Source organism: Streptococcus sp. HMSC076C08 (genome assembly GCF_001810825.1).
In the GTDB taxonomy this organism is placed as follows: domain Bacteria; phylum Bacillota; class Bacilli; order Lactobacillales; family Streptococcaceae; genus Streptococcus.
On record NZ_KV802734.1, the window covers coordinates 74,475 to 99,805 of the forward strand.

At 42.0% G+C, this 25,331-nt stretch carries 22 protein-coding genes; 21 read left to right on the plus strand and 1 reads right to left on the minus strand.

Annotated elements, in window-relative coordinates; genetic code table 11:
* The 15 genes from HMPREF2766_RS05540 to HMPREF2766_RS05610 form a co-directional block, all read left to right on the plus strand.
* Window positions 1–762 (plus strand): 3-deoxy-7-phosphoheptulonate synthase (locus tag HMPREF2766_RS05540; protein WP_070568340.1); only part of this gene is annotated, 762 nt, incomplete at its 5' end.
* A 44-nt stretch (window positions 763–806) separates the two neighbouring features.
* Window positions 807–1,169, plus strand: a complete 363-nt coding sequence (gene acpS / locus HMPREF2766_RS05545; protein ID WP_070568638.1) for a holo-ACP synthase — start codon at window positions 807–809, stop codon at window positions 1,167–1,169.
* Window positions 1,159–2,262 (plus strand): alanine racemase, encoded by a 1,104-nt coding sequence (gene alr / locus HMPREF2766_RS05550; RefSeq protein WP_070568343.1) that lies wholly within the window; start codon window positions 1,159–1,161, stop codon window positions 2,260–2,262. Before acpS ends, alr begins: the two co-directional genes overlap by 11 nt.
* An 18-nt stretch (window positions 2,263–2,280) precedes the next feature.
* Window positions 2,281–4,296: an ATP-dependent DNA helicase RecG gene (recG, locus tag HMPREF2766_RS05555; RefSeq protein ID WP_070568345.1), complete on the plus strand. Its 2,016-nt coding sequence runs from the start codon at window positions 2,281–2,283 to the stop codon at window positions 4,294–4,296.
* A gap of 317 nt (window positions 4,297–4,613) precedes the next feature.
* Entirely contained in the window at window positions 4,614–5,594 is a 981-nt protein-coding gene (locus tag HMPREF2766_RS05560) for an acetylxylan esterase (RefSeq protein ID WP_070568348.1), read from the plus strand.
* A gap of 338 nt (window positions 5,595–5,932) precedes the next feature.
* Window positions 5,933–9,325 carry an SIALI-17 repeat-containing surface protein gene (locus HMPREF2766_RS05565; RefSeq protein WP_070568351.1) on the plus strand — a complete coding sequence of 1,131 codons (3,393 nt, stop codon included), beginning with the start codon at window positions 5,933–5,935 and terminating at the stop codon, window positions 9,323–9,325.
* 233 nt (window positions 9,326–9,558) lie between these two features.
* Window positions 9,559–10,257, plus strand: a complete 699-nt coding sequence (locus HMPREF2766_RS05570; protein WP_001135645.1) for an N-acetylmannosamine-6-phosphate 2-epimerase — start codon at window positions 9,559–9,561, stop codon at window positions 10,255–10,257.
* 113 nt (window positions 10,258–10,370) lie between these two features.
* Window positions 10,371–11,699 carry an extracellular solute-binding protein gene (locus tag HMPREF2766_RS05575; protein ID WP_000672117.1) on the plus strand — a complete coding sequence of 443 codons (1,329 nt, stop codon included), beginning with the start codon at window positions 10,371–10,373 and terminating at the stop codon, window positions 11,697–11,699.
* A gap of 219 nt (window positions 11,700–11,918) precedes the next feature.
* On the plus strand, window positions 11,919–12,785 hold the full coding sequence (locus HMPREF2766_RS05580) for a carbohydrate ABC transporter permease (RefSeq protein WP_161801140.1): 867 nt from the start codon (window positions 11,919–11,921) through the stop codon (window positions 12,783–12,785).
* Between the two features lie 15 nt (window positions 12,786–12,800).
* The gene (locus tag HMPREF2766_RS05585; RefSeq protein WP_061427881.1) at window positions 12,801–13,640 is read left to right on the plus strand and encodes a carbohydrate ABC transporter permease; all 840 of its coding nucleotides are present in this window, start codon (window positions 12,801–12,803) and stop codon (window positions 13,638–13,640) included.
* A gap of 389 nt (window positions 13,641–14,029) precedes the next feature.
* Window positions 14,030–14,482 carry a NanQ anomerase/TabA/YiaL family protein gene (locus HMPREF2766_RS05590; protein WP_070568354.1) on the plus strand — a complete coding sequence of 151 codons (453 nt, stop codon included), beginning with the start codon at window positions 14,030–14,032 and terminating at the stop codon, window positions 14,480–14,482.
* Between the two features lie 20 nt (window positions 14,483–14,502).
* A complete protein-coding gene (locus tag HMPREF2766_RS05595; RefSeq protein WP_070568357.1) occupies window positions 14,503–15,147 on the plus strand; it encodes a YesL family protein in 645 nt (214 codons plus the stop codon).
* Window positions 15,148–15,317: 170 nt separating this feature from the next.
* Window positions 15,318–16,235, plus strand: coding sequence for a dihydrodipicolinate synthase family protein (locus HMPREF2766_RS05600; RefSeq protein WP_070568360.1), 918 nt, complete (start codon window positions 15,318–15,320; stop codon window positions 16,233–16,235).
* A 17-nt stretch (window positions 16,236–16,252) separates the two neighbouring features.
* A complete protein-coding gene (locus HMPREF2766_RS05605) occupies window positions 16,253–17,137 on the plus strand; it encodes an ROK family protein (RefSeq protein WP_070568363.1) in 885 nt (294 codons plus the stop codon).
* Between the two features lie 349 nt (window positions 17,138–17,486).
* Window positions 17,487–18,251, plus strand: a complete 765-nt coding sequence (locus HMPREF2766_RS05610) for a class I SAM-dependent methyltransferase (protein WP_070568366.1) — start codon at window positions 17,487–17,489, stop codon at window positions 18,249–18,251.
* A gap of 296 nt (window positions 18,252–18,547) precedes the next feature.
* On the opposite strand, the gene HMPREF2766_RS05615 is transcribed toward HMPREF2766_RS05610, so the two are convergent.
* Complete coding sequence (locus HMPREF2766_RS05615; RefSeq protein ID WP_070568369.1) at window positions 18,548–19,399, minus strand: MurR/RpiR family transcriptional regulator; 852 nt, start codon at window positions 19,397–19,399, stop codon at window positions 18,548–18,550.
* A 255-nt stretch (window positions 19,400–19,654) separates the two neighbouring features.
* On the opposite strand from HMPREF2766_RS05615, the gene pbp2b reads away from it, so the two are divergent.
* The 6 genes from pbp2b to HMPREF2766_RS05645 form a co-directional block, all read left to right on the plus strand.
* Entirely contained in the window at window positions 19,655–21,697 is a 2,043-nt protein-coding gene (pbp2b, locus tag HMPREF2766_RS05620) for a penicillin-binding protein PBP2B (RefSeq protein WP_070568372.1), read from the plus strand.
* A 10-nt stretch (window positions 21,698–21,707) separates the two neighbouring features.
* A complete protein-coding gene (gene recR, locus HMPREF2766_RS05625) occupies window positions 21,708–22,304 on the plus strand; it encodes a recombination mediator RecR (protein ID WP_000966754.1) in 597 nt (198 codons plus the stop codon).
* Between the two features lie 303 nt (window positions 22,305–22,607).
* Window positions 22,608–22,883, plus strand: coding sequence for a hypothetical protein (locus HMPREF2766_RS05630; RefSeq protein ID WP_000509002.1), 276 nt, complete (start codon window positions 22,608–22,610; stop codon window positions 22,881–22,883).
* Window positions 22,871–23,242, plus strand: coding sequence for a hypothetical protein (locus tag HMPREF2766_RS05635; protein ID WP_237738350.1), 372 nt, complete (start codon window positions 22,871–22,873; stop codon window positions 23,240–23,242). Before HMPREF2766_RS05630 ends, HMPREF2766_RS05635 begins: the two co-directional genes overlap by 13 nt.
* The gene (locus HMPREF2766_RS05640; protein ID WP_070568377.1) at window positions 23,233–24,828 is read left to right on the plus strand and encodes an LXG domain-containing protein; all 1,596 of its coding nucleotides are present in this window, start codon (window positions 23,233–23,235) and stop codon (window positions 24,826–24,828) included. Before HMPREF2766_RS05635 ends, HMPREF2766_RS05640 begins: the two co-directional genes overlap by 10 nt.
* Window positions 24,829–24,842: 14 nt before the next feature.
* Window positions 24,843–25,331 (plus strand): hypothetical protein (locus HMPREF2766_RS05645; protein WP_070568380.1); only part of this gene is annotated, 489 nt, incomplete at its 3' end.

The window sequence follows — 25,331 nt, forward strand, 5'->3', positions numbered from 1 at the left end:
CCTCGTACCAATGGAGATGGCTATAAGGGCATGATTCATCAACCAAATACCAGCGAAGCGCCTAGTCTCATCAATGGTTTGCAGGCTGTTCGTCAGCTACACTACCGAGTGATTACCGAAACTGGATTGACAACAGCTGATGAGATGCTTTATCCGTCAAATCTCGTTTTGGTTGATGATCTGGTCAGCTACCATGCTGTAGGTGCTCGTTCAGTGGAAGACCAGGAACACCGCTTTGTAGCCTCTGGGATTGATGCTCCGGTTGGGATGAAAAATCCAACATCTGGGAACCTTGGGGTCATGTTTAATGCCATCTATGCAGCTCAAAACAAGCAAACCTTCCTTTACCATGGCCAAGAAGTGGAAACTTCAGGGAATCCTTTGGCCCACGTTATCCTTCGTGGTGCCATGAACGAATATGGTAAAAATGAACCCAATTTCTACTATGAAACACTCTTAAATGCCATCAATCGCTATGAGACTATGGGACTTGAAAATCCCTTCATTATCATTGATACCAATCATGACAATTCAGGCAAGCAGTATATGGAACAAATTCGCATTGTTCGTCAAGCCTTGCTGAATCGTGACTGGAATGAAAAGATTAAAAAGACGGTTCGAGGCTTTATGATCGAATCTTACCTAGCAGATGGTCGCCAAAATCAACCAGAGGTCTTTGGTTGCTCCATAACTGACCCTTGTCTAGGTTGGGAAAATACAGTAGCCTTGGTAGAAGAAATTTATACTACCTTAACAAAATAAGTGAAAAGGATGGAGTTGGGGGAATCTCAGCTCCTTTTATGAGTATGATAGTTGGACACGGAATTGACATCGAAGAATTGGCTTCGATAGAAAAAGCAGTTACACGACGTGAGGGCTTTGCCAAGCGCGTGCTGACCCCTAAAGAAATGGAGCATTTTACCAGTCTCAAAGGGCGCAGACAGATCGAATACTTGGCAGGCCGCTGGTCAGCTAAGGAAGCCTTTTCCAAGGCTATGGGAACTGGTATTGGCAAACTGACCTTTCAGGATTTGGAAGTTTTGAACAATGAACGAGGGGCTCCCTATTTTAGTCAGGCACCATTTTCAGGGAAGATTTGGCTGTCTATCAGCCATACAGATCAGTTTGTGACAGCCAGTGTCATTTTGGAGGAAAATCATGAAAGCTAGCCCACATAGACCAACCAAGGCTCTGATTCATCTGGGAGCTATTCGACAAAATATTCAGCAAATGGGGGCTCATATCCCTGAAAGAACGCTCAAGTGGGCAGTGGTCAAGGCCAATGCCTATGGTCATGGGGCTGTTGCCGTTTCCAAGGCTATTCAGGATGATGTTGATGGATTTTGTGTTTCCAATATTGATGAAGCTATCGAACTTCGTCATGCTGGACTTAGCAAGAAAATCCTCATTTTAGGAGTTTCTGAGCTAGAAGCTGTTTCTCTTGCTAAAGAATACGACATCACATTGACAGTGGCTGGACTGGAGTGGATTCAAGCGCTCTTAGCTAGGGAGACGGATTTATCTGGCTTGACTGTCCACCTCAAGATTGATTCAGGGATGGGACGGATTGGTTTCCGAGATTCCAGTGAGGCTGATCAGGCTCATGCCTTGCTCCAACAACACGGTGCTCGTGTTGAGGGGATTTTTACCCACTTTGCTACTGCAGATGAAGAATCAGATACCTATTTTAATACCCAGTTAGAACGATTTAAAGTTATTTTGGCAAGTATGAAGGAAGCCCCAGAGCTGGTTCATGCCAGCAATTCGGCAACGACCCTCTGGCATGCAGAGACTATTTTCAATGCAGTGCGTATGGGAGACGCTATGTATGGCCTGAATCCAAGTGGAGAGGTCTTGGCCTTACCTTATGACTTGACTCCAGCCTTGACCTTGGAGTCTTCCCTGGTCCATGTCAAGACAGTTCCAGCTGGAGCTTGCATGGGCTATGGAGCAACTTATCAGGCGGATAGTGAGCAAATCATCGCGACTGTGCCAATCGGTTATGCGGATGGTTGGACACGAGACATGCAGAATTTCTCTGTCTTGGTAGATGGTCAAGCTTGCCCAATCGTTGGACGAGTTTCTATGGACCAAATCACCATTCGTTTGCCTAAGGTTTACCCGCTAGGAACAAAAGTCACCTTAATTGGCTCCGATGGTGACCAGGAAATCACAGCAACTCAGGTAGCGACCTACCGTGGAACCATTAACTATGAGGTGGTTTGCCTCCTCAGCGACCGCATTCCGAGAGAATATTATTAAAAAGAAAGGAGTGTGAGCATGAATCTACATCAACCCTTACATGTCTTGCCTGGTGTGGGGCCAAAGTCAGCAGAGAAATACGCCAAACTAGGAATTGAAAACTTGCAAGACCTCTTGCTCTACTTTCCTTTCCGTTATGAAGATTTCAAAACCAAGCAGGTGATGGAGCTGGAAGACGGTGAAAAGGCGGTTCTGTCTGGTCAAGTCGTTACTCCTGCTAGTGTCCAGTATTATGGTTTCAAGCGCAATCGCCTGCGTTTTAGCCTCAAGCAGGGAGAAGTCGTTTTTGCGGTGAATTATTTTAACCAACCCTATCTGGCTGATAAGATAGAGTTGGGAGCAACGCTTGCCGTTTTTGGGAAATGGGACCGTGCCAAGGCTAGTCTGACTGGGATGAAGGTTCTAGCTCAGGTTGAGGATGACCTCCAACCTGTTTATCGTCTGGCTCAAGGAATCAGTCAGGCCAGTCTGGTCAAGGTCATCAAGACAGCTTTTGATCAGGGATTGGATCTCTTGATTGAGGAAAATCTTCCCCAGTCTTTACTGGATAAATACAAACTCATGTCCCGTTGTCAGGCCGTTCGTGCCATGCATTTTCCTAAGGATTTAGCAGAATACAAGCAGGCCCTTCGCCGTATCAAGTTTGAGGAACTCTTTTATTTTCAAATGCAGTTGCAGTCACTCAAGTCTGAAAATAGAGTTCAGGGAAGCGGTCTGGTTCTGGATTGGTCCCAGGAAAAAGTGACAGCCGTTAAAGAAAATCTGCCTTTTGCCCTAACCCAAGCTCAGGAAAAAAGTTTGCAGGAAATTTTGACCGACATGAAGTCCGACCATCACATGAATCGTCTCTTGCAAGGGGATGTGGGTAGCGGAAAAACGGTGGTCGCTGGCTTAGCCATGTTTGCGGCGGTGACGGCTGGCTACCAGGCGGCTCTCATGGTTCCGACAGAAATCCTTGCGGAGCAACACTTTGAGAGTTTACGAAACCTTTTTCCAGACTTGAAACTGGCTCTCTTGACAGGTTCCTTGAAAGCTGTAGAAAAAAGAGAAGTCTTGGAGACAATTGCCAAGGGTGAGGCTGATTTGATTATCGGAACACACGCTCTGATACAGCATGGGGTGGATTATGCTCGCCTTGGCTTGATTATCATCGATGAGCAGCACCGTTTTGGTGTGGGGCAAAGGCGTATTCTGAGAGAAAAAGGGGACAATCCAGATGTCCTCATGATGACGGCGACACCCATTCCACGAACCTTGGCTATCACAGCCTTTGGAGATATGGATGTTTCCATTATTGATCAGATGCCAGCAGGGCGGAAGCCGATTGTGACGCGCTGGATTAAGCATGAGCAGCTGCCTCAGGTCTTGACTTGGTTAGAGGGAGAAATCCAAAAAGGTTCTCAAGCCTATGTCATCTCTCCCTTGATTGAAGAATCTGAAGCTCTGGACTTGAAAAACGCCATTGCCTTATCAGAAGAGTTGACAGCTCATTTTGCAGGAAAGGCTGAAGTGGCTCTTTTACATGGTAAGATGAAGAGTGACGAAAAAGACCAGATTATGCAGGAATTCAAAGAGAGAAAAACGGATATTCTGGTTTCGACAACGGTTATTGAGGTTGGGGTTAATGTTCCCAATGCGACAGTTATGATTATCATGGATGCAGACCGGTTCGGTCTCAGTCAGCTTCACCAGCTCAGAGGTCGTGTCGGTCGGGGTGACAAGCAGTCCTACGCTGTTCTTGTAGCTAATCCCAAGACGGACTCTGGAAAGGACCGCATGCGCATCATGACAGAAACCAACAATGGATTTGTCCTTGCTGAGGAGGATTTGAAAATGCGTGGTTCTGGAGAGATTTTCGGAACCAGACAGTCAGGCCTTCCAGAGTTTCAAGTGGCTGATATTATCGAAGATTTTCCGATTTTAGAAGAAGCCAGAAAGGTTGCCAGCTACATTAGTTCGATAGAAGGTTGGCGAGAGGATCCAGAATGGCGCATGATTGCTCTCCACCTAGAAAAAAGAGAACATCTGGATTAAGCCTTTTCTAAGAAATCTATAAGCTAGCTTTTAGGTTTGGGCCTTATACTAGAGTCATCAAAAAGAAACGAGGACTCTCACATGACGATTAAAGTAACCTACCAAAAGAAATTCCAAACCGTCAAACTAGAGAAAGGAGCTAGCACCTATTGATACACAGAGAGCGGAAACGCTCTTTTTATTTTTAAAAATACTTTCAGACGATAGGTTTGAGGAAAGAGAATCTAAAATCACTTTCTATTTATCTTTCTTTCTTGCATTGCCTTCCTAGATATGCTAGAGTTATGATAGCGATTACAAAATAAAAGGAGCATACTATGAAAAATCCAGCTTTGTTAGAAGAAATTAAGACTTATAAAGGACGGGATGAGGTTCCAGAAGATTTTGATGCTTTCTGGGATGAAGAGATCAAAAAAGTTTCATCTCTTCCAGCCTACCAGTTGGAGGAAAGAGATTTCCATATTCCCCAAGTCAATTGCTATGAGCTCACTTTTGAAGGAACCAATGAAGGCAAGGTTTATGCACGTGTCGTCCTTCCAAAGAGTGAGGAGAAAGTTCCTCTAATCTTCCATTTCCATGGATATATGGGACGTGGTTGGGACTGGGCCGATATGCTGGCCTTCACCGTGGCTGGTTACGGTGTTGTTTCTATGGACGTTCGAGGCCAGTCGGGCTATTCGCAAGACGGCTTGCGCTCTCCGCTAGGAAATACGGTAAAGGGTCATATTATCCGTGGTGCTGTGGAAGGTCGTGAACATCTCTTTTATAAGGATGTTTATCTGGATATTTACCAGTTGGTTGAAATTATTGCTAGTCTGCCTCAGGTGGATGAGAAAAGACTTTCTAGTTATGGTGCCTCACAAGGAGGGGCTTTAGCTTTGGTTGCAGCTGCTCTCAATCCTCGGATTCGGAAAACAGTTGCCATCTATCCCTTCTTGTCAGACTTTAGACGAGTGCTTGAGATTGGCAATACCAGTGAAGCCTATGATGAACTCTTCCGATATTTCAAGTTTCACGATCCCTTCCATGAAACAGAGGAGGAAATCATGGCGACTCTTGCCTATATCGATGTGAAAAATCTTGCCCATCGCATTCAAGGTGAGGTCAAGATGATTACGGGCTTGGATGACGATGTCTGCTATCCTATTACCCAGTTTGCTATTTACAACCGTCTGACCTGCGAGAAGGCCTATCGCATCATGCCAGAGTATGCTCACGAAGCCATGAATGTTTTTGTCAATGACCAAATTTATAACTGGCTCTGTGGTAGTGAGATTCCTTTTAAGTACGTAAGATAATGAATGAGAGAGCCCCCGGAGCTCTCTTTTTTATGTCCAAAACCTGAAAGTACTTTTAGAAAATTTAAAATATTAAAATATTCTCAAAAGTAAAATCTATTCTGAAGGAACACAGATATAAATATAAGACTTTATTGTATAATAAAGGAAAAGTCACTTGTGAAAGGAGGAAAAAGGCTGCCGGGTGGTTAAAAACTCGGGCTCAGCAGAAAATGGGAGAGGATTGGGAGCTCTCATTAAGTTGGATATTTTCTTGTAAAACTTGTCTCTTGAAGAGACAATAAAAATTTTTAAAGAAAAAGAAAGCGCTTTATTTTATGAAAAATGAAAGGACAAACATGAATTACAAATCTTTAGATCGGAAACAGCGATACGGAATTCGAAAATTTGCAGTTGGGGCGGCATCTGTAGTGATTGGTACAGTAGTATTTGGAGTAAATCCAGTCTTAGCCCAAGAGCAAGCCAATGCAGCAGGAGCCAATACAGAAACTGTCGAACCTGGTCAAGGTTTATCAGAGTTACCAAAAGAAGTGTCCTCGGGAGATCTTGCTCATTTGGATAAGGATTTGGCTGGCAAATTGGCAGCAGCTCAAGACAATGGTGTTGAGGTGGACCAAGATCATTTGAAAAAAAATGAGAGTGCAGAATCAGAAACCCCATCCTCTACGGAAACCCATACAGAAGAAGCAAATAAGGAAGAGGAATCAGAGGATCAGGGAGCGATTCCTCGTGATTATTACTCAAGAGATTTAAAAAATGCTAATCCTGTCCTTGAAAAAGAAGATGTTGAAACCAATGCAGCAAATGGTCAGAGAGTTGATTTATCAAGTGAACTAGATAAACTAAAGAAACTTCAAAATGCTACAGTTCACATGGAGTTCAAACCAGATGCATCATCTCCACGCTTTTACAATCTCTTCTCTGTATCCAGTGACACCAAGGAAAATGAGTATTTTACTATGTCGGTCCTTGATAATACAGCTCTTATTGAAGGGCGTGGCGCTAACGGAGAGCAGTTCTATGATAAGTATACAGATGCCCCTTTGAAAGTTCGCCCTGGACAATGGAATTCCGTGACCTTTACTGTCGAACAACCGACAGCGGAGTTACCTCATGGTCGAGTTCGTCTCTATGTGAACGGTGTCTTATCTCGAACAAGTCTCAAATCTGGTAACTTCATTAAAGATATGCCAGATGTTAATCAAGCTCAACTTGGAGCAACCAAACGGGGCAATAAAACAGTTTGGGCATCAAACCTACAAGTTCGAAACCTAACCGTTTACGATCGTGCTTTAAGCCCAGATGAAGTTCAAACACGAAGTCAATTATTTGAAAGAGGTGAATTGGAACAGAAACTTCCTGAGGGAGCAAAAGTCACTGAGAAAGAAGACGTATTTGAAGGTGGTAGGAACAATCAACCAAATAAAGATGGTATCAAGAGTTATCGTATCCCAGCTCTTCTCAAGACAGATAAAGGAACGCTGATTGCAGGAACGGATGAAAGACGTTTGCACCATTCTGACTGGGGAGATATTGGGATGGTTGTTCGTCGCAGCTCAGATAATGGAAAAACATGGGGAGACCGAATCGTAATCTCAAATCCTCGTGACAATGAGCACGCTAAACATGCAGATTGGCCATCTCCAGTTAATATTGATATGGCCTTGGTGCAAGACCCTGAAACAAAGAGAATTTTTGCAATTTATGACATGTTCCTTGAAAGTAAGGCAGTATTTTCATTGCCGGGGCAAGCTCCGAAAGCTTATGAACAAGTGGGAGATAAAGTTTATCAAGTTTTATATAAGCAAGGAGAATCAGGTCGCTATACGATTCGAGAAAACGGAGAGGTTTTCGATCCTCAAAATAGAAAGACAGATTATCGTGTTGTCGTTGACCCTAAAAAACCAGCCTATAGCGATAAGGGAGATTTGTATAAAGGGAACGAGCTAATCGGAAATATTTATTTTGAATATAGCGAAAAGAATATTTTTAGAGTTTCCAATACCAACTACCTATGGATGTCCTACAGTGATGACGATGGGAAGACTTGGTCTGCACCAAAAGATATTACTCATGGGATTCGGAAAGATTGGATGCACTTCCTAGGAACTGGACCTGGTACTGGGATTGCCTTACGTACAGGACCTCATAAGGGAAGATTGGTGATTCCAGTTTATACAACAAACAACGTTTCCTACCTAAATGGTTCACAATCATCTCGTGTAATTTATTCAGATGATCATGGTGAAACATGGCAAGCAGGGGAAGCAGTTAATGATAACCGTCCAGTAGGCAACCAAACCATTCATTCTTCAACCATGAATAATCCAGGCGCCCAAAATACGGAGTCGACTGTTGTTCAGTTGAATAATGGGGATCTCAAGCTCTTTATGCGTGGGTTGACTGGTGATCTTCAGGTTGCGACCAGTCATGATGGGGGAGCAACGTGGGATAAGGAAATCAAACGTTATCCTCAAGTAAAAGACGTTTATGTTCAAATGTCCGCTATTCACACCATGCATGAAGGAAAGGAATACATTCTACTCAGCAATGCTGGTGGTCCTGGACGCAACAATGGTTTGGTTCACCTGGCCCGTGTTGAGGAGAATGGTGAGTTGACATGGCTGAAACACAATCCTATACAAAGTGGTAAGTTTGCTTACAACTCACTCCAAGAACTCGGAAATGGCGAATATGGTTTGCTTTATGAACATGCGGATGGCAATCAAAACGATTATACTTTATCCTATAAGAAATTCAACTGGGATTTCTTAAGCAGAGACAGAATTTCTCCTAAAGAAGCAAAAGTAAAATATGCTATCCAAAAATGGCCAGGTATTATTGCCATGGAGTTCGATTCGGAAGTATTGGTCAACAAGGCTCCGACCCTTCAATTGGCAAATGGCAAGACAGCAACCTTTATGACCCAGTACGATACAAAAACTCTCCTATTCACAATAGATCCAGAGGATATGGGTCAAAGAATTACAGGTCTAGCTGAGGGTGCAATTGAAAGCATGCACAATTTACCAGTTTCTTTAGCTGGCTCTAAACTAAGCGATGGTATTAATGGCAGTGAAGCTGCTATCCATGAGGTGCCGGAGTACACAGGTGGTGTCAATGCAGAGGAAGCAACGGTTCATGAAGTTCCGGAGTATACAGGTCCAATGGCAACAGTAGGTGAAGAAGCAGCTCCAACGGTTGAAAAACCTGAATTCACAGGTGGTGTCAATGCAGAGGAAACCCCAGTGGCAGAGATACCAGAGTACACTGGACCATTGGCAACAGTAGGTGAAGAACCAGCTCCAACAGTAGAAAAAACAGAATTCACTGGTGGAGTCAATGCTGTTGAGGCAGCAGTCCATGAACTTCCAGAGTTCAAGGGTGGAGTCAATGCAGTTCTAGCAGCCTCAAACGAGCTTCCGGAATATAGAGGAGGTGCTAACTTTGTCTTGGCAGCTTCAAATGACCTGCCAGAGTATAAGGGTGGTGTCAATGGCGTTGAGGCAGCAGTCCATGAAGTGCCAGAGTACAAGGGAGACACTAATCTAGTATTAGCAGCTGCAGACAACAAATTGTCTCTAGGCCAAGATGTGACCTATCAAGCGCCAGCAGCTAAACAAGATGAACTTCCAAATACGGGAAGCAAGGAAACAAACTCACTGATTTCCCTTGGTCTTGCAGGTGTTCTTTTATCCTTGTTTGCATTTGGCAAGAAGAGAAAAGAATAATAAGTAAAAGCTTTTTGAGTAGGTCTCAGAAGAGGTAGCAGGTTTTTCAGCCTGCTATCTTTTTTGACGACATTCAGGTTGATTCAAAATCATAAGAAGTCTGAAACTACTTTCAGGATAGTCTGTTCTATAAAATAGTTTTGAAACTGAAATCTATTCTACCACAAGCTATTGAAAGCGCTTAACAAATGATATATAATAAGCCCATAAGAACAAGAAAGGGAGGAAAGAGGATGCCACAGATCAGCAAAGAAGCCTTGATTGAACAAATCAAAGATGGAATCATTGTCTCTTGCCAGGCACTTCCTCACGAACCGCTTTATACAGAAGCGGGAGGAGTCATTCCCTTGCTAGTCAAAGCGGCTGAGCAAGGTGGAGCAGTCGGTATCCGAGCAAACAGTGTTCGCGATATCAAGGAGATTAAGGAGGTTACGAAACTCCCGATTATCGGGATTATCAAACGTGACTATCCGCCACAGGAGCCATTCATTACAGCTACTATGAAAGAAGTGGATGAATTGGCTGAACTCGATATTGAGGTCATTGCTCTGGATTGTACCAAACGTGAACGTTACGACGGTTTGGAAATTCAAGACTTTATTCGACAAGTCAAAGAAAAGTATCCGCATCAACTCTTAATGGCTGATACTAGCACGTTTGAAGAGGGTATAGCAGCAGTTGAAGCAGGAATTGATTTTGTTGGAACAACCCTATCAGGTTACACCTCTTATAGTCCTAAGGTAGATGGTCCAGACTTTGAACTGATCAAAAAACTGTGTGAAGCAGGTGTGGATGTCATCGCTGAAGGGAAAATTCATACACCAGAACAAGCTAAGCAAATCCTTGAATATGGAGTGCGAGGTATCGTTGTTGGTGGAGCTATCACTAGACCAAAAGAGATTACGGAACGCTTTGTTGCCGGTCTAAAATAACACAATCTCAAAAAAGAGGAGAGTGGTCGATGCGTCGGACAAAATGAAAACGTATACAAATATAAAGAACTCATTATCCAATATGGATACGCTTATCAATTAGGAGAATACAAATGAAATTTAGAAAACTAGCTTGTACAGTACTTGCGGGTGCTGCGATTCTTGGCCTTGCGGCTTGTGGTAACTCTGGTGGAAGTAAAGATGCTGGAAGCTCTAGTAGCGATAGCGGAAAAACAGAAATCACTTGGTGGGCATTCCCAGTCTTCACACAAGAAAAAACTGGTGACGGTGTTGGAACTTATGAAAAATCAATCATCGAAGCTTTTGAAAAAGCAAATCCAGATGTAAAAGTGAAATTGGAAACCATCGACTTCAAGTCAGGTCCAGAAAAGATCACAACAGCTATCGAAGCGGGAACAGCGCCAGACGTACTCTTTGACGCACCAGGACGTATCATCCAATACGGTAAAAACGGTAAATTGGCTGAGTTGAACGACCTCTTCACAGACGAATTCGTCAAAGATGTCAACAACGAAAACATCGTACAAGCAAGTAAGGCTGGAGACAAAGCTTACATGTATCCAATCAGTTCAGCTCCATTCTACATGGCTATGAACAAGAAAATGTTGGAAGATGCAGGAGTTGCAAACCTTGTAAAAGAAGGTTGGACAACTGATGACTTTGAAAAAGTTTTGAAAGCGCTTAAAGATAAAGGATATACACCAGGTTCATTGTTCAGTTCTGGTCAAGGGGGAGACCAAGGAACACGTGCCTTCATCGCAAACCTTTATGGCGGTTCTGTAACAGACAAAGACGTAACCAAATATACAACAGACGATCCTAAATTCGTCAAAGGTCTTGAAAAAGCTGCTAGCTGGATTAAAGACGGTTTGTTGAACAACGGTTCACAATTTGACGGTGGAGCAGACATCCAAAACTTTGCCAACGGTCAAACTTCATACACAATCCTTTGGGCACCAGCTCAAAACGGTATCCAAGCGAAACTCTTGGAAGCAAGTAAGGTAGATGTGGTTGAAGTACCATTCCCATCAGACTCTGGTAAACCATCTCTTGAATACCTTGTAAACGGATTTGCAGTATTTAACAACAAAGACGATAAGAAAATCGCAGCTGCTAAGAAATTCGTTCAATTCATCGCAGATGACAAAGAATGGGGTCCTAAAGACGTAGTTCGTACAGGTGCCTTCCCAGTTCGTACTTCATTTGGCAAACTTTATGAAGACAAACGTATGGAAACAATCAGTGGCTGGACTAAATACTACTCACCATATTACAACACTATCGATGGATTTGCTGAAATGAGAACACTTTGGTTCCCAATGTTGCAATCTGTATCAAATGGTGACGAAAAACCAGCAGATGCTTTGAAAGCCTTCACTGAAAAAGCTAACGAAACTATCAAAAAAGCTACAAAACAATAAGCACTAAGTCAGATTGATTCCCCCCTTTTCCCTGTGCACTATGGTGTAAGAAAAGGGGGACTTTTGTTTGAAATGGTAGGAACTGTCACGAAACTAAAATGAAGTTCTTACATAAGCGAATCTTAAAAAATTTCATTTTGGTTTTAAAACAGTTCAAGAAAATCAAAAACTATTCTATTTGAAAGAGAGGTGCCGACTGTGAAAGTCAATAAAATTCGTATGCGGGAAACAGTGATTTCCTACGCTTTCCTAGCACCAGTGTTATTCTTCTTTGTCATCTTTGTCTTGGCTCCTATGATTATGGGATTCATTACAAGTTTCTTTAACTACTCCATGACGAAATTTGAGTTTGTGGGCTTGGACAACTACATTCGCATGTTTAAAGACCCTGTCTTTGTGAAGTCTTTGATCAATACCGTTATCCTGGTTATTGGATCTGTTCCGATTGTGGTTCTCTTCTCGCTCTTTGTAGCATCTCAAACCTATCATCAAAATGCCATTGCCCGTTCTTTCTATCGTTTCGTCTTCTTCCTTCCTGTAGTTACAGGTAGTGTTGCCGTAACGGTTGTATGGAAATGGATCTATGACCCCCTATCAGGGATTCTAAACTTTGTCCTTAAGTCAAGCCACATCATCAGCCAAAACATTTCTTGGCTGGGTGACAAAAACTGGGCTTTGCTAGCGATTATGATCATCCTTTTGACAACATCTGTTGGTCAACCGATTATCCTTTATATCGCTGCAATGGGGAATATTGACAACTCACTTGTTGAAGCAGCGCGTGTTGACGGTGCGACTGAATTTCAAGTCTTCTGGAAGATCAAATGGCCTAGCCTTCTTCCAACAACTCTTTACATCGCGATCATTACAACCATCAACTCTTTCCAATGTTTCGCCTTGATTCAGCTCTTGACTTCTGGTGGTCCAAACTACTCAACAAGTACCTTGATGTACTACCTTTACGAAAAAGCCTTCCAATTGACAGAGTACGGCTATGCCAATACCATCGGTGTCTTCTTGGCCGTGATGATTGCCATTGTCAGCTTTGCTCAATTCAAGATCCTCGGAAACGACGTAGAATACTAAAGAAAGGAGACAGTTATGCAACCTACACAAAAGAAACCTTTAACAGCTTTCACTGTTATTTCAACGATTATCTTGCTCTTGTTGACCGTACTGTTCATCTTTCCATTCTACTGGATCTTGACAGGGGCCTTCAAATCACAGCCTGATACCATTATGATTCCGCCACAGTGGTTCCCTAAAATGCCAACCATGGAGAACTTCCAACAACTCATGGTGCAAAACCCTGCTATGCAGTGGATGTGGAACTCTGTATTTATCTCACTAGTAACTATGTTCCTAGTCTGTGTAACCTCTTCTCTAGCAGGTTATGTCTTGGCTAAGAAACGTTTCTATGGTCAACGCATCCTCTTTGCAGTCTTTATCGCTGCCATGGCACTTCCAAAACAAGTTGTCCTTGTACCATTGGTACGTATCGTCAATTTCATGGGAATTCACGATACACTTTGGGCAGTTATCTTGCCTTTGATCGGATGGCCATTTGGGGTATTCCTTATGAAACAGTTCAGCGAAAACATCCCAACAGAATTGCTTGAATCAGCTAAAATCGACGGTTGTGGTGAGATTCGTACCTTCTGGAGCGTAGCCTTCCCTATCGTGAAGCCAGGATTTGCAGCCCTTGCAATCTTTACCTTCATCAATACTTGGAACGACTACTTCATGCAGTTGGTTATGTTGACTTCACGTCAAAACTTGACTATCTCACTCGGGGTTGCGACCATGCAGGCCGAAATGGCAACCAACTATGGTTTGATCATGGCAGGTGCAGCTCTTGCAGCAGTGCCAATCGTAACCGTCTTCCTTGTCTTCCAAAAATCCTTCACTCAAGGGATCACTATGGGAGCGGTCAAAGGTTAAGAAAAGTAAATTAGTGTATCAAGATTGCAGAAGTGGTCTTGACATGCCATGGAAATATAGAGTTATAAGTGTCTACAAAATGGAGAGTATGCAGTTACTTCGTGAAGTTTTGTCAGACACTTATAAACTTAAAAATGAACTCTTTTCATGATACTAGTTAGAGTAGGTTCGTTTTAGGGTAACTATTTCCCGCTTTAGTGGTATCTAAGATAAGCAATTAACGCTTATCTTAGACGGAATTTTTGAGACTGACGATGAAGGAGTGAAAGGCTCAAAAATTAGGAATGAAATTCCGAAGGAATTTGCTTCCGTCCGCACTATTACAGGGAAATAGAGAAAGGATAATTCGAAACTGAAAAATAGTAACTATCAGAAACGAAGGAAACAGTATGATTTTTGACGATTTGAAAAACATCGCCTTTTACAAAGGAATCCATCCCAATCTAGACAAGGCTATCGACTATCTCTATCAGCACCGTAAGGATTCTTTCGAACTCGGTAAGTATGAGATTGACGGGGACAAGGTCTTTCTAGTTGTTCAGGAAAATGTCCTCAATCAAGCTGAAAATGATCAATTTGAGCACCATAAGAACTATGCAGACTTGCATTTGCTGGTAGAAGGACATGAATATTCGAGCTACGGTTCACGTATCAAAGACGAGGCAGTAGCATTCGACGAAGTGAGCGACATTGGTTTTGTCCATTGTCATGAACGCTACCCAATCTTGTTGGGCTATCACAATTTTGCGATTTTCTTCCCCGGAGAACCACACCAGCCAAATGGCTACGCAGGGATGGAAGAAAAGGTTCGCAAGTATCTCTTTAAAATTTTGATTGATTAAAAGAATCAGGAGGAGCAAACATGGCACAAAAAGGAGTAAGCCTTATCAAGGCAGCATTTGATACAGATAATTTTCTCATGCGTTTCAGTGAGAAGGTCTTGGATATTGTGGCAGTCAATCTTCTTTTTGTCGTCTCTTGTTTGCCCATCGTGACGATTGGAGTGGCGAAAATCAGCCTCTATGAGACTATGTTCGAGATTAAGAGAAGCAGACGGGTACCAGTCTTTAGAACTTATATAAGGGCCTTCAAGCAAAATCTGAAACTGGGGCTTCAGTTGGGTCTGTTAGAGTTGGGCATTGTGTCATTAAGCCTTCTAGACCTCTATCTCTTCTGGGGACAGACTGCTTTGCCTTTCCAGATTGTGAAAGCAATTTGTTTGGGGATTCTCATCTTCCTCACTCTCGTGATGCTGGCTAGCTATCCCATCGCTGCGCGCTATGATTTGTCTTGGAAAGAAGTGCTGCAAAAAGGGCTTATCTTGGCAAGTTTTAACTTTCCATGGTTCTTCCTCATGTTAGCCATTCTCTTTCTTATTGTGATGGTTCTTTATCTATCCGCCTTCACTCTCCTTTTGGGTGGGTCAGCTTTTATCCTCTTTGGTTTTGGTTTGCTAGTCTTTCTCCAAGTAGGATTGATGGAGAAAATTTTCGCAAAATACCAGTAGGATGAGATCTTTCTGAAACTACTTTCAATCGTTATAGTTTCTAAAATACAAGTAGAAACTAAAATCTAAGTGTATACAAGATATTGAAAGCGATTTTCACAAGGTGTATACTAAACTTGTAAAAAATAGAACTGCTCTCAGCAGAAAAAAGAAATCTTAGGAGAAAATCTATGTCAGATTTGAAAAAATACGAAGGTGTCATTCCAGCCTTCTACGCATGTTACGATGATCAAGGAGAAGTAAGCCCAGAGCGCACACGTGCTTTGGTTCAATACTTCATTGATAAAGGAGTTCAAGGTCTTTATGTCAATGGTTCTTCTGGTGAATGTATCTACCAAAGTGTGGCAGATCGCAAATTGATTTTGGAAGAAGTCATGGCAGTTGCCAAAGGAAAATTGACTATCATCGCCCATGTTGCCTGCAACAATACCAAAGATAGTATGGAACTTGCTCGCCACGCAGAAAGTTTGGGTGTAGATGCCATTGCAACGATTCCACCGATTTACTTCCGTTTGCCAGAATACTCAGTTGCTAAATACTGGAACGATATCAGTTCTGCAGCTCCAAACACAGACTATGTTATCTACAACATTCCTCAATTAGCAGGTGTTGCTTTGACTCCAAGCCTTTACACTGAAATGTTGAAGAATCCTCGTGTTATCGGTGTTAAGAACTCTTCTATGCCAGTTCAAGATATCCAAACCTTTGTCAGCCTTGGTGGAGAAGACCACATCGTATTCAATGGCCCAGATGAACAATTCCTAGGTGGTCGCCTCATGGGTGCCAAAGCTGGTATTGGTGGTACTTATGGTGCAATGCCAGAACTCTTCTTGAAACTCAATCAGTTGATTGCTGAAAAAGATTTGGAAACAGCGCGTGAATTGCAGTACGCTATCAATGCGATCATTGGTAAATTGACTGCTGCACATGGAAATATGTACGGTGTGATCAAAGAAGTCTTGAAGATCAATGAAGGACTTAACATTGGATCAGTTCGTTCACCATTGACGCCAGTGACTGAAGAAGATCGTCCAGTTGTAGAAGCAGCTGCAGCCTTGATTCGTGAAACCAAGGAGCGCTTCCTCTAATCCATAAGGAGGTATTTATGACACACTACGTTGCAATTGATATCGGTGGAACCAACATCAAATATGGTTTGATTGACCAAGAAGGCCAACTTGTTGAATCGCATGAAATGCCAACCGAGGCGCATAAGGGTGGACCTCATATCTTACAAAAGACAAAAGATATCGTAGCCAGCTATTTAGAAAAAGGCCCAGTAGCAGGTGTTGCCATTTCTTCTGCAGGAATGGTGGATCCTGATAAGGGGGAAATTTTCTACGCTGGTCCTCAGATTCCCAACTATGCAGGAACCCAGTTCAAGAAGGAAATCGAGACGAGTTTTAATATTCCTTGCGAGATTGAGAATGACGTCAATTGTGCAGGTCTGGCTGAGGCAGTATCTGGTTCAGGCACGGGAGCGAGTGTCACTCTTTGCTTGACCATTGGAACCGGTATCGGTGGTTGCTTGATTATGGGTGGGAAGGTCTTCCATGGATTTAGTAATTCAGCCTGCGAAGTTGGTTATATGCACATGCAGGATGGAGCTTTTCAGGATCTTGCTTCTACGACAGCCCTGGTAGAATATGTAGCAGCAGCTCATGGTGACTCAGTTGATCAGTGGAATGGCCGACGCATTTTCAAGGAAGCTACTGAAGGAAACAAGATCTGTATGGCTGGTATTGACCGCATGGTAGACTATTTAGGAAAAGGTCTGGCAAATATTTGCTACGTTGCCAATCCAGAAGTGGTCATTCTCGGTGGCGGGATCATGGGGCAAGAGGCTATCCTCAAACCGAAGATCCGCACAGCCTTGAAGGCGGCCTTGGTGCCAAGCCTAGCTGAAAAAACACGATTAGAATTTGCCCATCACCAAAACACAGCAGGGATGTTGGGAGCCTATTATCATTTCAAAACAAAACAATCCTAGTTTGGAGCTATAGAATTAAGAAAAACACTGAATCACTACTCGAGTGAAAACTGTTTTGCTTAATTCTTTTTTTATTGAAAAATTTAAGCCAAAGGAGGTAATCGTGAGAAACTAGGAGAAAATAACCACCTTGAATGAAAGGTTAGGCCGAGATAAAGAACTACAAGGCGAGAGCAATTCTATCATCCATTGAATTGATATTTAGCTTGAGTAAATGGGAAAATGTGGAAAAATGATATAATGAGATGGATGAAAAATTGACAAATTAGAATTTCTAGAGGTGAGAAAATGTAATGGCAACTGATTCACCTGAAATCGAAATCATATAAAATTACGAGGAGATTGTAAGATGAACAATTATATAAAATTAAATGAAGATAGATGGAATAATGTAAAAAATGACTATACTGAGCCATTGACACAGGAAGAATTAGAAGAAGTTAGAAAGCATCCAATTTCTGTTGCCTTAACTGTTGGGAAAAAAGTTCCGATAGAATGGTTTGAAAAAGCAAACGGGAAAAAGATATTAGGGTTAGCTTGTGGTGGTGGACAGCAGGGTCCCGTTTTTGCTGCAAAAGGTTATGATGTCACCATTATGGATTTTTCTAAATCACAATTAGAAAGAGATGAGTTGGTTGCTAAAAGAGAAGGCTTAAAAATCAATACGGTTCAAAGCGATATGACAAAACCATTTCCATTTGAAAATGAAACTTTTGATATTATTTTTAATCCAGTTTCAAATGTATATATAGAAGATTTAGAAAACATGTATAAAGAAGCCTCTCGCGTATTGAAAAAGGGTGGACTCTTAATGGTCGGATTTATGAATCCTTGGATCTACATGTATGATGCTGACATTGTATGGGACAAACCCGATGAGGAATTGCTTTTAAAGTTTTCACTCCCTTTTAATTCAAGAGAGCTTGAAGAGGAAGGCAAAATCACCATCAATCCAGAATATGGATATGAATTTAGCCATACCTTAGAAAGTCAGATTAGAGGACAACTAAAAAACGGTCTCGCTATGATCGATTTTTATGAATCATGTGATAAAAGGCATCGATTGTCACCTTATGGAAATGATTATATCGCTACACTTTGCATTAAACTATAATCTTATATAACGTACTTCTGAAGAATAGCTCGTTTTATTTTCCTGAAGGGTTAAAATCTAAATCTCACTTTGTCGAAGCAAAACGATTAAATAAAATTAAAGAGAGGAAGTAAAAGCAGCACATAGTCGCTACTTCTTTTTTTGATGTCAAACATTCAAAAATGGAAAGGAGAATTTAAGGAAGAACTGAAAAGCCCAGATAAAAAAGGCATTAGCACAAAGAGAAAGATTGGAAAGACTACCTATGTGCCTACTATCATTTCAAGACAAAACAATCCTAGTTTGGCTCAACCAAACTAGGATTTTCTAACGCGTTTTTGTCTACGATAGCCATTGAGTTTTTTATTTTCCCAATAGCTGTTAAAGATTTTTTCCTTGCTCTCGCGATTGATTTCCAAAAAGTAGGCATAAATCAAATCTATTAAAATGAGCATAGGGAGTTGAGCGGAAATACGCTGGATGTAAGAAGATTGACTATGGCTTGCGACAAGGACTGTTTCGGTATAGGCCTGACTATTTTTATTTGGAGCACTGGTAAAGAGAATGGTTTTGGCACCCATTTCCTTGGCATCCAACAAACTATCGAGGACGGATTGGGTAGTGCCTGATAGGGAAAAACCAAGTACCAGACAATTTTCATCCATGATACTGGTCGTCCACGCAAAGCCATCCTGATCGGTCAAAGCTTCACAGACAACACCTAGACGCATAAAGCGCAGTTTCATCTCACGGGCAATCAGACCAGAACTTCCCGTCCCAAAAAAGTAAACTCGTTCTGCGTTATCGATTAATTGAGCGACGCGTTCCAGTTGTTCTTCGTCGATCAAATCCTGTGTTTGTTCTCGCATGATACTGTAGCTTCGCAAAACACGTTTGGTCAAAGGACTGTGTTTGTGCGAATGAGTGTCCGCTTTACTAGACTGGTGCTGGTATTGAAAGACGAACTCTCGGTAGCCTGTAAAACCACACTTTTTGGCAAAGCGGGTCAAGGCTGCTTGGGAGATATGTAATTTCTGGGTAACTTGCTGAGAAGAGAGATCATCTTGGATTGTTTCAGCTTGCAAAAAATAGCGAGCGATTTCTTGCTCGAGCTCGGTTAATTCTTCAAAATGGAGGTCGATTATGGTTGCGATATCTGGCTTGTTCATGAGGCTCCTTTTTATGAGTCAAAGTCTTAAAAGTTAACGCTTTCCTAACTATCACTATCATTATATCATAGAAAATAGGATAACCAAATAAAAAGGCATTTTCAATTAAAAGTCAAAAAATGCTTCGACTTTTCCAAGAGTTTCTCCGTAAAATATGGTACAATGAAATGTACTGAGCTTCACCTGTTTGCTCTATTATTTTAGGGAAAATAAAGGTGGAAATCGGGAATTTTTCTAGAAAAGAGTCTTAGTTGTATGAGAAAATTTAATAGCCATTCGATTCCGATTCGGCTTAATTTACTATTTGCGATTGTCATCCTGCTCTTTATGGCCATTATTGGTCGATTGTTATACATGCAGGTGCTCAATAAGGATTTTTATGAAACAAAATTGACCTCAGCCAGCCAAACAAGGGTAACAACTAGTTCAGCTCGTGGACAGATCTATGATGCGGCAGGGAAACCCTTGGTAGAAAACACTGTCAAGCAGGTTGTTTCTTTCACACGAAACAATAAAATGACTGCAACTGAATTGAAGGAGACAGCCAAGAAACTTCTCACATATGTAAATGTAACCTCCCCTGATCTGACTGATCGACAGATTGCAGATTATTACTTGGCGGATCAGGATATTTACAAAAAAACAGTCGAATCCTTGCCAAGCGATAAACGCCTGGATTCAGATGGGAACCGCTTATCGGAAGCGACACTTTACAATAATGCGGTTGAAAGCATTGACGTGAGTCAACTTAATTATACAGATGACCAGAAAAAGGAAATCTATCTCTTTAGTCAGCTCAATGCTGTTGAAAATTTTGCGACAGGAACCATTTCTACGGATGCCTTAGATGATACCCAAGTTGCTCTCGTTGCATCAGCGTCCAAGGAATTACCAGGTATCAGCATTTCAACCTCATGGGATCGTAAAGTACTGGATACATCTTTATCGACAATCGTCGGTAGCGTTTCAAATGAAAAGTCAGGACTTCCAGCAGAGGAAGTTGATGCCTATCTCAAAAAAGGGTATTCTCTCAATGACCGAGTGGGAACTTCCTATCTTGAAAAGCAATATGAAGATGTTCTTCAAGGCAAACGCTCCGTCAAAGAAATCCACCTCGACAAACACGGAAATATGGAAAGTGTGGAAAATGTCGAAGAAGGAAGCAAAGGAAACAACATCAAGTTAACGGTTGACCTAGCTTTCCAGAATGGTGTGGACGACCTACTCAAGAGCTACTTCAACTCAGAGTTGGGTAACGGTGGAGCAAAGTACTCTGAAGGAGTCTACGCTGTAGCTCTCAATCCTAAAACCGGTGCAGTTCTGGCCATGTCTGGTGTCAAGCATGATGTCGAATCCGGTAAATTAAGTTCAGATTCGCTTGGAACGATAACCAATGTCTTTGTGCCAGGATCTGTTGTTAAGGCGGCGACCATCAGCTCTGGTTGGGAAAATGGAGTCTTGTCAGGTAATCAAACCTTGACAGACCAGCCGATTGTTTTCCAAGGTTCGGCCCCTATCAATTCATGGTATACCTTGTCCTATGGCTCTTTCCCTATCACAGCAGTTGAGGCTTTGGAATACTCTTCTAATACCTACATGGTTCAAACTGCGCTAGGAATCATGGGACAAACCTACACACCAAATATGACAGTCGCAACGGGACAGTTAGAGACTGCAATGGGCAAATTGCGATCAACCTTCGGGGAATATGGACTCGGAGCTTCAACAGGAATTGACCTCCCAGATGAGTCAACTGGTTTTATACCAAAAGAGTATAATTTTGCTAATTACATTACCAATGCCTTTGGTCAGTTTGATAACTACACCCCAATGCAATTGGCCCAGTACGTTGGAACTATTGCCAACAACGGTGTTCGGATTGCCCCCCACATTGTTGAGGGGATTTATGGAAACAACGAACAAGGTGGCTTAGGGAACTTAATCCAATCTGTTGAAACCAAGGAAATGAATAAAATTAATATTTCTGAGTCTGATGTTTCCATCCTCCAACAAGGATTTTATCAAGTGTCACATGGTGGTAGTGCTTTGACAACCGGTCGTGCCTTTTCAAATGGCGCAGCGGTATCCATTAGTGGAAAAACTGGTACTGCCGAGAGTTATGTTGCGGGAGGTCAAGAAGCTAACAATACTAATGCTGTGGCCTATGCACCATCAGATAATCCTCAAATCGCTGTAGCTGTTGTCTTTCCTCATAACACCAACCTTACAAATGGTGTCGGACCTTCCATTGCGCGCGATATTATCAACCTCTATAACCAACATCATCCAATGAATTAGAAAGGAACATATGCTTTATCCAACACCTATTGCCAAGCTAATTGACAGTTATTCGAAGTTACCGGGTATCGGGATTAAGACGGCTACCCGTCTGGCCTTCTATACTATTGGAATGTCTGATGACGATGTCAATGAATTTGCTAAAAATCTCCTTTCTGCTAAGAGAGAGCTGACCTACTGTTCCATCTGCGGTCGCCTGACTGATGACGATCCTTGCTCTATCTGTACGGATCCGACTCGAGACCAGACAACCATCTTGGTGCTAGAGGATAGTCGCGATGTGGCTGCTATGGAAAATATCCAAGAATACCACGGACTCTATCATGTCTTGCATGGCCTTATTTCTCCGATGAATGGCATCAGCCCAGACGATATCAACCTCAAGAGTCTCATGACCCGTCTCATGGATAGTGAGGTTTCAGAGGTGATCGTAGCAACCAATGCGACAGCGGATGGAGAAGCGACATCTATGTATCTCTCTCGTCTCCTCAAGCCAGCTGGCATCAAGGTCACTCGCCTAGCACGAGGTCTAGCCGTGGGAGCAGATATCGAGTATGCGGACGAAGTCACACTCTTACGAGCCATTGAAAATCGGACAGAGTTGTAGGAGTCAGTAAAAACGTAGCTCATTTTGACACATAAGACAAGCCCTAGGAATTTTTCTTAGGGCTTGTCTTTTTCTGTTTCTCACGAGAGGTGAACAAGCCTTGCTAATAAAACTACTCGAACTATAAGGCATAAGAAAACGGGTTTCCAAAATGACTAGTGACGTCTTTGTCAAACTCATTCACTGAGCGATAGAGTTTATTCTAAGGAGATGAGCGCATTTGCCCTTAGGGTTTGTTTTGAAATCGCACTATTTTTGTGTTATGATATGGTCAATATACAATGAATAAAGGGAGTTTGAAATATGGGTGGAAAGATAAAATCTAGCACGATAGCAGCAGAGGCAGCTATTAATGAATTGGTCGGGTATGACACGAGCAAGAAGCAAAATCAGCAGGTAGAATTTTCGTATACTTCTGAAATTGCTGGGATGGAAGCTGGACGTCAGGCCTGCAATCAAATGCTTCAGGCGGTCAGTGATTTCAGCTCGGCTGTTTTGACCCAAGCAAATAAGTTTCCAGAAATTGCTCATAAGATTGAAAAACGCGACGTAGAGCAGGCTAAGAGGTGGGAACATTAAAAATGGCAGATAAGAACGAAGAAAAACGCTACAAACTTTGGAGAGAAATTGTCAAGATTGACGATAAAGAAGAAAGTCTTCAGACTCTAAAAAGACAATATGAACAGCAGCTAACTCACTTTCACTCAGAAATCCAGAGCATCCACCATCGTATGGCGACTCTATTGGCTCTCTCACCCAGTTCTCGTCAAATGATAGAGCAAATCGAAAGTGAAAATAGAACCATTCAGCGACAGGTCAACTCCTATGTAGATGAGGAACTGGATGAATTGGGAAAACAAACGAAGAAGGCTCGTCGAACTTTCGATGAAGCCAGAGAAGAACTGATATCGGAAAGGAATCGGCTACCATGGGAGTAAAATACAGCGCACAAGAATCACAAGAATTGATTCAGGCCATGACTAACAACCTCCAAGTCGCAAATGAAGTCACGGACCGCTTATCTAGTGGCTGTGATCACCTGATTTCCTCTTTAGACTCAGGTGAGCTGACAGGAGCAGCCTACACAGCTGGTAAAGGTCTCTTCACAGAGATTATCATCCCCAGCATCAAGAAGTTACAAGCAGCGATAGATGATATCCAACTAGAGTTGACTTCCTACAAAAATGCGGATGCTCAGATCTCAGGATATGGTGATTTGGACCTGGACCAACTCAAGGAACTGAAAAAATTGAGGGAAGAGCAGTTAGCTATCGTAGAAGCTCAGATTCAAGCGAGAGAGAACTGGCTAAATCAAATCAAAGACCTCTTTACACTGAATTGGGGGAAAGCCTTCTCTGAGAAGACCATCCTCTACAATACCAAATCTCAAATCGAGTCAGGTATTCAGGATTTGGAAGACAAGATTGAAAAACTAGAATTCTTTGTCTCACAGGTTTCCCAGTATTTCAGTGATAGCCTAGAAGTCCTTAGCTTAGCGATTCAAGGAGCTACGCAACTAAGTAAAATCATTGTCGATAGTGATGGCAACTACTATGCGGACGGTCTGGACATGCGCTGGGTGCAAAAGATGAAGGATGTGAAGATTGTTTCGCATGCCAAAAGAGATTTTCAAGACTCTGAAACTCGTGCAATCAATAAAGCATCAAGGGATATGATGTTATCAGAAGATGGTGATGCCTACTATCGTGCCGAATTAAAGAAGCGCTTAAAAGGTCACGACAAGTCCGAATGGGATAAAATAATTGACGACTACAATCACACTCTTAAGATTGATGAAACAGGGAATATCATTGACATTCATCCCTTGGAGCAAGGCTATGTCGTTTTAAAAAATGGGAAATATGATGATGACTATACTCATTTGGTTAACAAAAAGCTTGATGAACTAAAAGCCCAAAACTTTGAAGCAAATTCAGTCGAATTTTGGAGTGGAGTAGCTCAAATTTTCTCTGGATTGGGAGTTTACTTTGCGAGTGGAGCCCTAGAAGTCTTGAGTGTAATGGCTGGTCCGCCAACAGCAGGGACAAGTATCGTAGCTGGTACCGCAGCATCTGTAACAGGGGTTCAATATGGGAATGTACTGATAGCTAGTGGAGCAGTAACTAGCTTATCAGCTATCACAAAGACGGTTTTACTAAATGGCGAAATTCAGGTTGATTATTCCAGTAACTATGACAGCTGGAAGGCAAATAAACCGACGAGTAAGACCATTTCTGGTAAGGGTGGTAAACTAATTGAAGCTCGAGTAGGAAATCGAAAAGTGAAGCTTCGTGTAGATTGGGAGCCAACTAGTGGTTCTAATGGTGATGGAGTTTTCCAGGTTCAATCTGGAAGTGGTAAATCGGGGTATAGAGTGAATGAGCATATTGACATTAAGAATATTTACAATAAAAACTCAATATGGGATTGGATTAACACTAATGATAACTTAAAAAACCTTAATAAAACTGTTAAAGAAGAAATCTTCAATAGAATTTGGAAAACTTATCAAAATAATTACTGAAATTAGGAGGGAATATGAAACTATATATCAAAAGTGATTTTACGAAAAAAATAGACTTCACAACTAGAGAGCTTGTTTGGAAGATGTGGTTTAAGGAACGGAATGGCAAGAAAATAAGTTTCTCCAATGTTGGTGATGATGCTATGTTACAGGATGATTTTTACTTTGGTGTTCGGTTACACAAATGGTCTTCAGTTGACGAAAGATGGGATAAGGCTCCTTTTATAATTCCTAGTAATCCTTGGTTGTCTTTGGAATATGAGAGTATAACACTTGAATTTGAAAAAACTTTCATTACAGAGTGGAGAGAACGTGGAGATTATCTACGTATCGCAACATCCCATATAGATGTTTTAACCGTAGATAAACGTGCTATGTATATCATGGCAGTCGAGGTAGCTTCTGCTATTGACGGGCAGATCAGTGAGGATGACAAGCAGACCTGGATGGATGTAGAGACATTTAAGGAGTTGCACAAGGATGTTCTTTCACTGACTTATGAT

Coding starts and splice junctions, on each gene's coding strand:
- HMPREF2766_RS05580 (WP_161801140.1), top strand. CDS start 11,919: ATGCGGGAAACAGTGATTTCCTACGCTTTCCTAGCACCAGTGTTATTC.
- HMPREF2766_RS05600 (WP_070568360.1), top strand. CDS start 15,318: ATGTCAGATTTGAAAAAATACGAAGGTGTCATTCCAGCCTTCTACGCA.
- HMPREF2766_RS05570 (WP_001135645.1), top strand. CDS start 9,559: ATGCCACAGATCAGCAAAGAAGCCTTGATTGAACAAATCAAAGATGGA.
- HMPREF2766_RS05640 (WP_070568377.1), top strand. CDS start 23,233: ATGGGAGTAAAATACAGCGCACAAGAATCACAAGAATTGATTCAGGCC.
- HMPREF2766_RS05610 (WP_070568366.1), top strand. CDS start 17,487: ATGAACAATTATATAAAATTAAATGAAGATAGATGGAATAATGTAAAA.
- recR (WP_000966754.1), top strand. CDS start 21,708: ATGCTTTATCCAACACCTATTGCCAAGCTAATTGACAGTTATTCGAAG.
- recG (WP_070568345.1), top strand. CDS start 2,281: ATGAATCTACATCAACCCTTACATGTCTTGCCTGGTGTGGGGCCAAAG.
- alr (WP_070568343.1), top strand. CDS start 1,159: ATGAAAGCTAGCCCACATAGACCAACCAAGGCTCTGATTCATCTGGGA.
- acpS (WP_070568638.1), top strand. CDS start 807: ATGATAGTTGGACACGGAATTGACATCGAAGAATTGGCTTCGATAGAA.
- HMPREF2766_RS05630 (WP_000509002.1), top strand. CDS start 22,608: ATGGGTGGAAAGATAAAATCTAGCACGATAGCAGCAGAGGCAGCTATT.
- HMPREF2766_RS05605 (WP_070568363.1), top strand. CDS start 16,253: ATGACACACTACGTTGCAATTGATATCGGTGGAACCAACATCAAATAT.
- HMPREF2766_RS05565 (WP_070568351.1), top strand. CDS start 5,933: ATGAATTACAAATCTTTAGATCGGAAACAGCGATACGGAATTCGAAAA.
- HMPREF2766_RS05575 (WP_000672117.1), top strand. CDS start 10,371: ATGAAATTTAGAAAACTAGCTTGTACAGTACTTGCGGGTGCTGCGATT.
- HMPREF2766_RS05585 (WP_061427881.1), top strand. CDS start 12,801: ATGCAACCTACACAAAAGAAACCTTTAACAGCTTTCACTGTTATTTCA.
- HMPREF2766_RS05560 (WP_070568348.1), top strand. CDS start 4,614: ATGAAAAATCCAGCTTTGTTAGAAGAAATTAAGACTTATAAAGGACGG.
- HMPREF2766_RS05590 (WP_070568354.1), top strand. CDS start 14,030: ATGATTTTTGACGATTTGAAAAACATCGCCTTTTACAAAGGAATCCAT.
- HMPREF2766_RS05615 (WP_070568369.1), bottom strand. CDS start 19,399: ATGAACAAGCCAGATATCGCAACCATAATCGACCTCCATTTTGAAGAA.
- pbp2b (WP_070568372.1), top strand. CDS start 19,655: ATGAGAAAATTTAATAGCCATTCGATTCCGATTCGGCTTAATTTACTA.
- HMPREF2766_RS05595 (WP_070568357.1), top strand. CDS start 14,503: ATGGCACAAAAAGGAGTAAGCCTTATCAAGGCAGCATTTGATACAGAT.